General features: G+C 34.6%; 12 protein-coding genes. 4 read left to right on the top strand and 8 right to left on the bottom strand.

The features are described 5' to 3' along the window. Positions 1-120 precede the first annotated feature (120 nt). The gene (locus ABWU31_RS00725; RefSeq protein WP_353271068.1) at positions 121-954 is read left to right on the top strand and encodes an IS5-like element ISWpi1 family transposase; all 834 of its coding nucleotides are present in this window, start codon (positions 121-123) and stop codon (positions 952-954) included. 36 nt (positions 955-990) lie between these two features. Here ABWU31_RS00725 and ABWU31_RS00720 read toward each other — a convergent pair. From ABWU31_RS00720 to ABWU31_RS00695, 6 genes are all read right to left on the bottom strand, one after another. Continuing rightward, positions 991-2,002 (bottom strand): IS630 family transposase gene (locus ABWU31_RS00720; RefSeq protein WP_353271209.1). Its coding sequence is split into 2 segments (ribosomal slippage): positions 991-1,539 and positions 1,541-2,002, totalling 1,011 coding nucleotides; the frame shifts between segments, so codons are not numbered across the junction. 185 nt (positions 2,003-2,187) lie between these two features. Continuing rightward, a complete protein-coding gene (gene trpS, locus ABWU31_RS00715; protein WP_182320709.1) occupies positions 2,188-3,186 on the bottom strand; it encodes a tryptophan--tRNA ligase in 999 nt (332 codons plus the stop codon). Positions 3,187-3,203: 17 nt separating this feature from the next. Then, positions 3,204-3,773, bottom strand: coding sequence for a nucleotide exchange factor GrpE (locus ABWU31_RS00710; protein WP_012673267.1), 570 nt, complete (start codon positions 3,771-3,773; stop codon positions 3,204-3,206). A gap of 61 nt (positions 3,774-3,834) precedes the next feature. Beyond that, positions 3,835-4,821 (bottom strand): polyprenyl synthetase family protein, encoded by a 987-nt coding sequence (locus ABWU31_RS00705; RefSeq protein WP_182320705.1) that lies wholly within the window; start codon positions 4,819-4,821, stop codon positions 3,835-3,837. A 10-nt stretch (positions 4,822-4,831) separates the two neighbouring features. After that, positions 4,832-5,152 carry a 30S ribosomal protein S16 gene (gene rpsP, locus ABWU31_RS00700; protein WP_006279266.1) on the bottom strand — a complete coding sequence of 107 codons (321 nt, stop codon included), beginning with the start codon at positions 5,150-5,152 and terminating at the stop codon, positions 4,832-4,834. A 401-nt stretch (positions 5,153-5,553) separates the two neighbouring features. Further along, entirely contained in the window at positions 5,554-7,362 is a 1,809-nt protein-coding gene (locus ABWU31_RS00695; protein ID WP_236514542.1) for a peptidylprolyl isomerase, read from the bottom strand. Between the two features lie 331 nt (positions 7,363-7,693). On the opposite strand from ABWU31_RS00695, the gene ABWU31_RS00690 reads away from it, so the two are divergent. After that, a complete protein-coding gene (locus ABWU31_RS00690) occupies positions 7,694-8,296 on the top strand; it encodes a cell cycle transcriptional regulator TrcR (protein WP_006279803.1) in 603 nt (200 codons plus the stop codon). Positions 8,297-8,495: 199 nt separating this feature from the next. Further along, positions 8,496-9,899: a transcription termination factor Rho gene (gene rho, locus ABWU31_RS00685; protein ID WP_007549497.1), complete on the top strand. Its 1,404-nt coding sequence runs from the start codon at positions 8,496-8,498 to the stop codon at positions 9,897-9,899. Positions 9,900-10,065: 166 nt separating this feature from the next. Here the strand turns inward: rho and ABWU31_RS00680 are convergent, their stop codons facing one another. Together ABWU31_RS00680 and ABWU31_RS00675 are read right to left on the bottom strand one after the other, a co-directional pair. Beyond that, positions 10,066-10,542 carry an RDD family protein gene (locus tag ABWU31_RS00680; protein WP_338482511.1) on the bottom strand — a complete coding sequence of 159 codons (477 nt, stop codon included), beginning with the start codon at positions 10,540-10,542 and terminating at the stop codon, positions 10,066-10,068. A gap of 22 nt (positions 10,543-10,564) precedes the next feature. Next, positions 10,565-11,101, bottom strand: coding sequence for an RDD family protein (locus ABWU31_RS00675; protein WP_353271249.1), 537 nt, complete (start codon positions 11,099-11,101; stop codon positions 10,565-10,567). A 145-nt stretch (positions 11,102-11,246) separates the two neighbouring features. On the opposite strand from ABWU31_RS00675, the gene icd reads away from it, so the two are divergent. Beyond that, complete coding sequence (gene icd / locus ABWU31_RS00670) at positions 11,247-12,674, top strand: isocitrate dehydrogenase (protein WP_353271248.1); 1,428 nt, start codon at positions 11,247-11,249, stop codon at positions 12,672-12,674. Positions 12,675-12,693: the final 19 nt, after the last annotated feature.

Raw genomic sequence — 12,693 nt, 5'->3', positions numbered from 1 at the left:
TCAGTATGGCTTTTCTTCCATCATTGTCCATCTGTTTGCCCTGTAATGGGAATTGGTATAAGAGGTTGTCCGGAAACAAGTAAAAGGCTATAATATCTGAAATTTTAGTACGGGGTAAAGATGAGAAAAAAGTATCCAACAGATCTAAGCGAAAGGGAATGGGCAAGAATAGAAAAACACTTCAGAGTATCATACAAGAAAGGAGGAAGGCCGCCAAAGTATAGCAAAAGAGAAATATTAGAAGCAATTTTCTATGTATTGCGTACAGGGTGTCAATGGCGGTATTTACCAAATGATTTTCCGCTATGGAAGACTGTGTATGAGCAGTTCAGGCAATGGAAGAAGCAGGGAATTTTTGAGAAAATGAATTATGAAATTACAAAATATAGTAGAAGAAAAATAGGAAGGAATGAGCAGCCGAGTGCCTGTATAGTAGATAGTCAATCTGTAAAGACTACAGAAAAGGGGGGATCAAAGGCTATGATGGAAGTAAAAAAAGTAAAGGGTAGAAAAAGGCATATAATTACAGACACTCAGGGTTTTATACTAGGTTGTTACGTAGGCGCTGCTAACGAAAATGATAGAGATGGTATTAAAATAGCATTAAACAATATGAGAACAAAATATACTAAAGTTAAAAAAATGTGGGCTGACATGGGATACCAAGGAAGAAATTCAAAGAATCACATAAAGGAAGAATATGACATAGATATTGAAATTGTTACAAGGCCTCCATGTAGATTTTGGGTGCACAAAGATACGCCACCTGAGCTACTACCAACAAGAGAACAAGGGTTTAAAGTACAGCCAAGAAGATGGGTTGTAGAAAGGACTTTTGCTTGGGTTAATAGGAATAGAAGGCTATCGAAGGAGTATGATTTACTCACAACATCCACTGAGAATTTCATATACCTAGCTATGAGTAGGGTTATGTTAAAGAGGGAATATGCTTGAATTTACTAGTTTCCGGACAACCTCTGATACCAATTCTCATTGTTGTCCAGTCAAATAGGAAACATTGCAGAGTTGTTTAATTGTGGAGCTGGCAAGAGAAGTAATAAATTTGCACAAAGCACCCTCAAGTAGAGCAATTGTATCGTATATTTTATTGCGCAAAATGTTCTGTTTTATATATAACCAAAGCCTCTCAACAGGATTTAGCTCAGGTGAGTATGGAGGTAGGTATATAATGTCGATATTTTTAGGTACCTTTAAATTTTTTGACCTATGCCAACTAGCACAGTCCATAACGAGAAAAGCCTCTCGTGTTTCTAGATATTGCGAAATTTGCTCAAGAAATATGTTCATGCAATCAGTGTTGACATTTGGTGCAAATAAGCTAGAACTCTCTCCATTTCTAGGATTAACTGCACTATAGAGATAGAAATTTTGCCTACCTAATTTTGTTTTAACCTGTGCTCTAATCCCCTTTTTAAACCACCCATGTCCAACTTTTGAATGTGTGCCAAACCGTGATTCATCAAAGAAAAATAGCTCTTTTTCTGGATACTTGCTAATAGCTCCATTGAGATTTTTTTTTGAATTCCTCTTGTTTGCTTTTATCTTGTCCATTATGAACTGGTCTTGGTGTAATATATGAGAATTTCATCTTTTGCATATGGCGGTGTACTGTAGATTTGCTGATATTTAATCCGAACTTTTCCTGGATTCTTATTCTCATTTCTTTAATGGTGATATTAGGATTTTCTTCTATCCACTCTTCAATTTGCTGTAGTTGAGCCTGATTTAATTTAGTTTTTCTACGACGTTGTGAAGGAGCAAACAGTTTTTCTTCTCTGCCAATTTTCAAGAGTTTTACCCACGAAGTTAGTGCGCTTCTTGAAATGCAATATATTTTTGCTACAGCCGTTATACTGTACTTTTTTGCTGCAATTACAGCATTTAGTTTTTTTGAAACATATGCATTATTCATTACTTTCTTCAGCATTTCTTTTGCTGATTCTACTACTTTTTCATCCAATAATTTTGATCTTAATGCCATTTAAACCTCGCTATTTTACTTACTTCAGTATGGCTTTTCTTCCATCATTGTCCATCTGTTTGCCCTGTAATGGGAATTGGTATGACTTAGATTTACCGACAATTTGAAAAACCGTCATCCCGCTACGTGTTAGCGGCTGAGATACCGCGGCGGTATGACGGTTCGCACCATCACACTTTGGAACCTTACAGATATTGAGCAAATCCAATAATATCCTTGATTTCTTTTATATTATGGGTTGCAATTTCTGCTGCTTTCTTTGTGCCTTTTTTTAATATTTCATGTAAATGGAATTGGTCTTTTAAAAGATCATTCATTTTCTCACGTATGGGTGATATAACACTGATAATTAAATCAGCTAACTCTTTTTTGAAGTGCTTCATGTCATGTTTGTTCACTTCTTCACATACTTTTTCCGCATTTACATTACTAAGCACTGAATAAATGTTTATCAAATTGCTTATTTCTGGTCGGCACTTTAAAGTAGCAAAGCCTAGAATTGAATCTGTTTTTGCTTTTTCTATTTTTTTGACAATTAAGTCATCCGTATCATCAAGGTTAATGCACGAATGTTCTGAAGGATCAGATTTACTCATCTTGCTTGTGCCATCCCTTAAGCTCATTATCCTTGATGTGCAATCCAAAGTTAAGATTTCAGGTACGATGAAATAATCCAGCTTATAATGATTGTTAAAAGCTGATGCAATATCACGTGCAAGCTCCAAATGCTGTTTTTGATCATCACCAACAGGAACGTATTTAGTTTGATACAACAATATATCTGCAGCCATAAGTACTGGATAACTATATAATCCAAGAGAGGCTTTTTGTTTATCGCTGCCAGCTTTATCTTTAAATTGAGTCATGCGATTAAGCCAACCAATTGGTGTATAGCATCCAAGCAGCCAGCCCAGTTCTGCATGACCACTAACTGTGGACTGACTAAAAATAATGGACTTTTCTGGATCTATTCCGCATGCAATATAAGCTGCTGCTGTTTTGAAAATATTACTTTTTAATTCACTTGCGGGAAGCTTATTTGCTGTGATTGCGTGTAGGTCGACAATACAAAAAAGAGATTTGTATTTATCCTGTAAGTCTATCCACTGTTTGATTGCACCAAGATAATTACCTAAATGTAGTACGCCACTTGGCTGGATACCGGAAAAGACAATACTTGTCATTATACATTTACCTCATGCTAATCGCTTCCACAATCAGCAGATTTCTTAGAAAGAATAACCATTGCAGGACGGAGCAACCTATTTTTGATAGTATAACCAGTTTGTAGTACTTCTACAATGGTGCCAGGCTTTTTTTCATTGTCTTCTCTTTCCACAACAGCTTGGTGTAAATTACTATCAAAAAGCTCACCAAGTGGATCTACTTCCTCTATTCCATGTTTTTTTAGATCATTTATAATTTTTTGATAAGCTACTTTAATCCCCTCATGAACAGGATCACCGTCTTTCAAAATTTCCATTACTCTTTTTAAATTGTCGCACGAGTCGATCATATCACGTGCAAGTTTTGTGACTGCGTAGTCACTTGCATCGCTAATTTGCTTTTGCATTATACGTTTGACGTTTTCATTATCTGCAACAGCACGGCGTAAATGATCTTCAAGCTGAACTGCACGTTCTTTTAATGTATTGAGATCTTCATTTAAATCATCAGTTTGCTTATGGTTATCACTTTGTTGGTCGTCACCTTTCTGCCTACTTACCATATCAGCAAACTTCTTCTTTTTCTCCTTACTGCTATCTGACATATCATTACCCTTAAGAATCTAATAAATATATAACAATTAATCTGAAAATATCAAGCGCCAGCTACATTCGTCTTTCTATGCTCGCATTTAAAAAGTTAATTAAAGTAGTTTTATAAAAAGAATCAGAAAAAGTACTAATATCATTTTGTGCCATATTAATGTAGTGTCTAGCTTTTTCCATAGAAAGCTGAATGGCATTATGGTGATTAATATAGTGTAATGCTTGGTCAAAATTGTGTCTAGCTGAAGAAAAGCATTTTTCCCAGAATGTTTGCTCTGCTGGACTGCCCTTTTCGTATGCTATAATAGCAGGTAAGGTGACTTTACCTTCGAAAAAGTCTTTTCCGACTTGTTTTCCAGAAGTGCCTTGATTAGCAGTATAATCGAGCATATCATCAACTATTTGAAATGCCATACCAAAATTAAAACCAAAATTCTTTAGCCTCTCTGTTTCGTCATTTGTTGCACCAGATACTGTTGATGCAGCTTCACAGCATGCAGAAAATAAAGATGCTGTCTTTTCTCCAATGATATCAAAATAATTTTCCCTGACTGTGTGGGGGTCAAAGCGTGCTGTCATCTGCTTTATTTCACCCTTCACAAGTAAATGCGATGCTTTAGATAAAATAGAGAGAATATTTAAATTTCCACACTCTATAAGCCATCTAAATGCTAGAGTCAACAATAGATCACCAACTAAAATGCTTGATTTATTTCCCCAAATCTTATTCGCTGTTTTAACTCCATGGCGTGCCTCACTTTCATCGAGCACATCATCATGAAGTAAAGTAGCATTGTGTATAAACTCTACCGATGCAGCAACGTTGATCCTATTCTCCCCAGAATAGTTTAGCATTTTACATATAATAAAAACTAGTTTAGGCCTTATTTTTTTTCCACCTGACCTAACAAGATGAGATATAATATCAGTAGCAAGCTTAGCATCTTCATCATTGACATTTTTGAAGACAAAGTCATTCATAGCTGACAAATCAGAAGATACAATATCGTCTAATTTATCGCTGTTTGTTAAATCAGTATTTAGCATTTTAAGAGACTTATGCCTCTTGCCCTTGTGCTTTCTCGTTCTCTACTTTCTTCTTTTCTGTTTTCTTTGGTTCTGTTTCTAAAGTTACTATGCCTTTTTTGATAAACCACAGTACTCTTTCAGTTGCCTGCGCGCCTACACTTAGCCAATGTTTTAATCTATCAGCTTTCACCACAACACGATTTTTATTGTCTTTTGGTAACATTGGATCATATTGTCCTATTTTCTCAATAAAACGCCCATCTCTTGGTGCTCGTGAATCAGCTACAACTATCCTATAAAAAGGGCGTTTCTTTGCGCCAAACCTCGCCAACCTTATTTTAACTGCCATGTTAACCTTTATTCATATATTAGCCACAATTTTATACAATGAGCCGTTTTAAGTCAAATGAATTATACAACTTTTGCACCTTATAATATAATTACCAATAATGTAGGGCAGTGCCGGGTGTACAGCTATACGAACATTCATTTGTGAAGGTAAATTGCACAGCAAATGGTGTCATCCCAGTGCTTGAAACTGGAATCCAGCCTTTTTTTAATCATTAAAACGTTGTATTTTAACATAAAACGGCTACTTTTATGCTTACCAACTTAATAAAATTCCTGGATCCCAGTGTCTGGGCACTGGGATGACATCCTTTCTAGTGAAGATTGCTCTCAAATCGCAATGTTCGTACAGTTGTGTGTCTGGGCACTGGATGCGTTTGAAGCAACTTATAAGATTTTTGATTATATATCATCAAGTATAGCGTGATTAACTTCGACTTTATACTTTGATTCCAGATAGCTAATTAATTGCTCTTTTAGCGATATCATCACACGTTTTCCGGTGTCAAGCATGTTTAATTTGCCATTTGATGAATGCATTTCTTTTAGAACACCTATTATAATTTCATTATTGTATTGAATAGGATCTGTCACTGAACCAGTTGTTTTCATATTGAAAATCTCTTCTACAAAAGAAAAGGGGTAGTTTTGTTGATCCACTTTATTGCGGTGCATCTGCTGACCTTTAACTAATTCCACACCTTGAATTTCTTCCAAATCTGTTTTTTCTCTTAGTTGAACTGCAACCTCTTGCCCGAATTTAAACATTCTTTCTTTTATAAACTCACTACGCCAAAGCTCTACCGCTAATGCCTTGCCTTCTTCAAAACTTTGCAATTTGGGTGGAACGATATCGACGATTTTTACACTAACAACAGCGTCCCCAACGCCCTTAAAATAACCTTTCTGATCCTTTTCTCGCGAAAAAATGAAAGAAATCAAATCACCAGAATCTCCTACGTTATTACCGCTTTGATCTTTTCCACTCGCATCTACTGGACCAATAGTTTGTATAGGTAAATTATATTCACTCAATATTTCTTCAATTTCTGAACCATTGTATATCTTATAGTTCACTTGGTTTATGAAATCATTGACTCTTTCAAAAGACTTTTGGTTAGTTAGAACTGACTTTATGTCTTTTTTTAAATCAACTAAGTCTTCATCAGAGATTTGATGCGCACTTTCCACTTTTACTATGTGCCAACCAAAACTGCTTGCTAAAACTTCACTTACTTCACCTACTTTAAGAGCAAATACCTTCTCTCTCACGTCTTCTGGTAAAAAATCCTTAGTTATATTATTTACTCTAGTTTCCTCAAGTTTTGCTTTGCCAAACTCTTCTACTATCTGTTCAAAGCTTGTTTTACCCTCCTCAAATGCTCTTCTTGCTGTCTCAGCTTCTTCTTTGGTAGAAAATATTGCATTGAATATATCTCTTTGATTTTTAAGTTCTTGTTGTTCTATTATACCATCAACTTCTTCATCTGAGATCTTGATTTGATCTTCAAAATACTTTTGGCCTAGGGAAATATATTGCGCAGTTCGATACTCAGGATAATAAAAATGGGATTTATTTCTTTCGTACAAATCAAGTAAGGCTTGATCATCTGGTTCAGGAATGTTTGTAACTGCATCTTCAGTTATTTTAACAATATCAACTACTCTAGTTTGGTAGCGACTTTTGTATATCTGCTCATCAATTTTCTCGCCAAAAGTTACTGGATAATTATCTTTAAATAATGAAGTCATGAACATCATTGCAGGCAGGACTTTCTCTAGCTTTGCTATATACTCTTTCTCTGTCATATGCAGGTCATTTAGCGTTTCATAGAATTTATTTTTGTCAAATTCACCTTTATCATTTTGAAAGTATTTGGTGTTTTTAATATGGTTTTTTATAGATTCTTCTCCAACTGTCAACCCCAGCTCACTAGTTAGGTTAAACAATAGTTTTTGCTCTATAAGTGCGTTAAGCAAATCATATTTCAGCTTTTTTACTTGTTCTCTACTCGCATCAGATCCAGAAATTTGCTTTTCATAATTTTGATATAGTGATTTATACTCATCTGACGTTATAACTTCTTTTCCAACCCTAGCTACCTCTTCTTTTTCATCATCACCTGATAAAAGGTTGCCAATTCCCATGAAGATTAACAAGCAAGCTAAAAGGACAACGGTTACTTTAGTGAAAAAATTTTTAACATTCATTTTAAACCCAGTTAATTAATGATTAATTATAGAATAGTGATAATTTAATGCTTGTAAACCTGTTGCTTTATTAGCTAATATATATAATATTACAATATATTAACTTAAAATTTAACTCTCTAATCTTAAATAGGAACATATGTTTAACTGAGTTATACTATACCTTAGGAAGGGGAAATATTTTGTTTGAAATATGCTTAAAGGTAAGCGCATTTAATTAACTTAAGAGGTGGGAAGTGACAAACAAGAAGTTATTGAATGACAAAATTAATGCTTTTTTAGTTTTAATAGTTTATATTTTAGCTCTGTATAACAGTAAGGGATACTTTAAATGGGAGATGCTTTTTTGATGTCAATGGAATCTTCTAAGGGCAATAACGATAGAAATAAACAGTTTCTAGTGCAAATAGCTGCTTGGTTAGTAGACAACACTGGTTTAACTTTTAATCAAATAGCACAATGTTGCAGGTTGGCCCTTGAAGAAGTACAAGACATAGCTGATGAGGAAATAGAAGTAGAAAAATATAACCCTATTATTTCTGGAATAATTACTGAAAAAGAAATCGATGATTGCAAAAAAAATCCAAATCGTGTACCAAATTTGATTATAAAAAATATAAAAAAAAGGAGTAAAGCGATTGGTAGCATTCTTGGCTTTGCCTCTACGGCAAGACGTAGAGATAAACCTGATGCGATTTATTATTTAGTAAAAAAATTTCCTATCTTGGACGATAACGTTATAGCTAAATTAATTAGTACAACAAATTACACAGTTGAGCAGGTAAGAGATGGATCTCATCATAACATGCAAAATATAAAACCCCAAGATCCTGTACTACTCGGCTTATGTAGTCAAGAAAATTTAGAAGCAGAAGTGGAAAAAGCAAAAGTAGAAGAGGAGAAGCAAGAAAGGTTAAAAAAATATAAAGAATAGCTATTGAAAATCCTCAAATTTTTGTGTTTTGTTAACATTAAATTAACTTGACTTGCTAGTGTTTATTAGTATAATGTAAGTAAAGTACGGGGTTTAATGATAATTAAGCTTAATACGCACTGAAACTAGCTCAGCCTAATTTATTATCTTATAGTCACATTTTAGGTTAGTAAGCATCAATTAAAATTTTTGGAGGATTATGACAACAATCAATGAAGATGTTTTGGCAAAAGGAAAGGTTACAGCTCAACCTGAAAAAAGTGAGCAAATTTACAATAACGATACAGTAAAACAGATGGTTAATGAAGGTACTGAGAAAAACAGAAAAACATTAGATCTGAGCGAATTAAAAGAGAAAACAGCAGAAGAATTGTTAGAGTTAGCTGAAGAAAGAAAAATTTCAACTAACGGTAAAAGCAATGGTAGAATGCTAAAGCAGGAAATAATATTCAGCTTAATGAAAAAAATGAGTGAAGAAGGAGGCATAACCACAGGGAGTGGAATAGTGGAAATATTGCCTGATGGTTTTGGTTTCTTACGTTCAGCAAGTGCAAATTATGCCCCAAGTACCGATGATGTTTATATTTCTAACGGGCAAATAAAGAAGTTTAATTTACGTACAGGAGATATGGCATATGGAGAAATAAGGCCACCTGGTGATAAAGAGAGATATTTTACTTTAACTAAGGTTCAAAGTATAAACTCTACTGAAGTAAGTGAATTAAGAAAGTACGTCCATTTTGATAATTTGCTTCCTCTTTATCCTGAGGAAAGCATAGTACTTGAGTGTAATAATGGTGATGATAAAAAAGGCTTAAGCATGCGTGCTATAGATATAGTAGCTCCTCTTGGAAAAGGGCAAAGAGCGTTAGTAGTTGCTCCACCTCGCACAGGAAAAACTGTATTGCTTCAGCAAATGGCTAACTCTATAGCTATAAATCACCCTGAAGTAGAATTAATAGTGTTACTTATAGATGAAAGACCTGAAGAAGTAACAGATATGATACGTTCTGTAAAAGGTGAGGTAGTAAGTTCTACGTTCGATGAGCCTGCTTACCGTCACGTACAGCTTGCTGAAATAGTAATAGAAAAAGCTAAAAGAATGGTTGAGCATAAAAAAGATGTGGTAATTCTACTTGACAATATTACTAGACTTGCACGTGCTTATAATGCGGTTATTCCTTCGTCTGGGAAAGTTCTAACTGGTGGTGTAGATTCAAACGCACTGCAGAGACCAAAACGCTTTTTTGGAGCAGCTCGTAATATTGAGAATGGGGGTTCTTTAACTATAATCGCCACAGCTCTTATAGAGACTGGTTCAAAAATGGATGAAGTTATTTTTGAAGAGTTTAAAGGTACAGGAAATGCTGAGATCATACTTGATAGAAAACTTTCTGATAAACGTATATTTCCAGCTATTGATATTACAAAATCCGGAACAAGGAAGGAAGAGCTATTAGTTGATAAGGCTATACTAAATAAAATATGGGTGGTGCGTAGGATACTCAATCCTATGGGACCCGTTGAAGCAATGGAATTTTTACGTGACAAACTACTTTTAACAAAGAGCAATGCTGACTTTTTTAACTCCATGAATCACTAAAAGTAAGCCAGTTATGATGGATATGCTGAGCAAAAAGTAAAACGCTCTTATAGCTAAAATAATTTGGATTTACCAAAATATATTTATAGTTAAGTTGGCAATTTACCTTAAGTTAGCGCGTGACACTGGAATGACACCCTTGGTGGCAGACAGCTAAAGGAAAATATCAACTAGGTTTATAATCTATCACTACCGTGTTTGCAATTTTGTCGTGAAAAGCTTGTTTATGTTCATCACCTACTGCACATACTAAAACTAAGATTAGTATAGCTAAGAATAAAATGGGATTACAAAGTGATATGCAATAAATTATAAAAAGAGCTATAGTCCTTTTCATTGCTTGCATTGTAGTGATTGACTCAAATGTATCTTTGTCTTTTACGCGCATGCTAAATAACAAGTGTCCTGGAGTGCCGCCAAATTTTACTAGCATGAATATATGAAATATACATGGTATCATTAAAAATAAAGAAAATACAATCGTGGTGATTACAATTATTGCACCCATGATCCCTTTTATTGCGTGTGTAAGTGAGAAACCCACCGCCATTAAACCAAATGGTATTGCGATAAATAAAATACAATCAACTATAAATGCTAGAGTACGTCTTGTCATCGTTGAGTAGTTTACTTTTTTATCCATGTACTACCTATAAAGAAAAATATCAACTAGATTTATAGTCTATCACTACTGTTTTTGCAATTTTATCGTAAAAAGTCTGTTTGCGTTGATCAAATACTGCAAACAAAAATAAAATTAGCACAATTAAAAGATATAGAAAAGTATAACCATGATAATGCAGATGAAGCAAAAAGCGAAAAATAATCCAGATGCTTCCCTTAGAAATACATCTTATTGTTGCTTGCATAAGGGTAACATTTGTAAATGTATTAGCATCTTTAATATGCATACCACACAATAGTTTTCCTGGGGTACCACCAAGTTTTGTTACCATTAATATTTTGGATATTGTTAGTACTAATGTTGCGACCACTGTAGAAACTATAAATGGTATTTCTGTTGCTAGTTGTGCGAGTTCCTGAAAAGAGTCTTTATCTTGATCTTGTAATGATACGATGAATACACCATAGATAAAACCGAAGATAAAATGAGGGGAAAATGTGATGAGGTCAAGTATTTCTGCTACAATACGCCTTGTAAATCCTACATAATTTACTTTAACATTTATTTCAGTATTCATAACCCCACCTATATTTCATAATATCATCATATAATATAAAAATACGTTATTAAATAACCGTAAATATACTAACTTGGGTAATATTAGCTACTTGTGCCACTCTATTATTTAAATTAATATTAAATCATTTATAACTAGGGAAGTTATGTCAACACCAATCACAGTTGCATATGGCGACGGTATCGGACCAGAAATCATGGAAGCGGTGCTGTCGATATTGCGCGAAGCAGAAGCGAAAATCTCAATAGATATTATTGAAATAGGGGAGCGTGTTTATAGTAAAGAATGGTCTCACGGAATTTCTCCAAGTGGTTGGGAATCAATTGAAAGGACAAAAATATTATTAAAATCTCCGACAACAACTCCTCAAGGTAAAGGCCACAAAAGCTTAAACGTTGCACTCAGAAAAAATCTAGGGTTGTATGCAAATATCAGACCATGCATTTCATATCATCCTGTTATAGAAAATAAATTCGATAAGTTTGATATCGTAGTAATACGTGAAAATGAAGAGGACGTTTACACCGGAATAGAGCACAGGCTCACTGGTGACTCTTACCAATGCACTAAAATTATTACTAGATCCGGCTCAGAAAAAATATGCAGGTACGCTTTTGAATATGCAAAAAAACATAGTAGAAAGAAGGTAACTTGTCTTACTAAAGATAACATAATGAAAATGACTGACGGAACTTTCCATGCGGCGTTTGATCGTATTGCAAAGGAATACCCGGACATAAAGGCAGAACATTATATAGTCGATATTGGGATGGCACGTGTTGCCACAGAACCGGAGAATTTCGATGTTATAGTAACCGAGAACTTATATGGCGATATATTATCGGACATTGTGGCGCAAACCTCTGGATCTGTTGGACTCGCTGGAAGTAGCAATATAGGTAATGAATATGCAATGTTTGAAGCAGTGCACGGTTCTGCTCCTGATATTGCAGGAAAAAACATAGCTAATCCTTCTGGACTTTTGAATGCTGCAGTGCATATGTTGGTCTACATCAGTCAAGTGAGTACTGCAAAACTAATTTACGATGCATGGCTCAAGACTTTGGAGGATGGAATACATACCGCCGATTTATATAAAGAGAAAAAGAGTAAACAGAAAATTGGTACCAAAGAATTTGCAGAAGCCGTTATAGATAATCTAGGAAAAAAACCGCAAACATTATCTGAGCTTACAGTCGGTAGCAGTACAAATAGCAAAATAAGTGAAATACAAAATAGCTATGAACAGGACTATAAAACCAAAAAGCTAGTAGGTAGTGATATAGCGCTTGCTTGGGACAAATCCAGCAACTTTGACCAAATAGTTAGGTTATTTGAATCGAGTAATCTGCAAATGATAGCAATATACTCAAAAGGTCTTGCGATTTGGCCAGGAAACTCAAAACCTTCAAGTGATCAAATAACCTGTAGGTTTATCGCAAATAATGAAAAGCAAGCTATTACAAATAGTGATGTGAATAACTTGCTAATCAAACTTGAAGAACACAATTTTGACGTGGTGAGAATGGACAAATTGTATTTGTATGATGGGAAAGAGGGGTTCTTTGTTTAAATATTTAAAAGAGGTGTGG

This window comes from Wolbachia endosymbiont (group A) of Alloplasta piceator (assembly GCF_964028505.1).
Taxonomy (GTDB): domain Bacteria; phylum Pseudomonadota; class Alphaproteobacteria; order Rickettsiales; family Anaplasmataceae; genus Wolbachia; species Wolbachia pipientis.
Note: the sequence above shows the minus strand (reverse complement) of the source record. Positions and strands in the feature narration are given on the sequence as shown.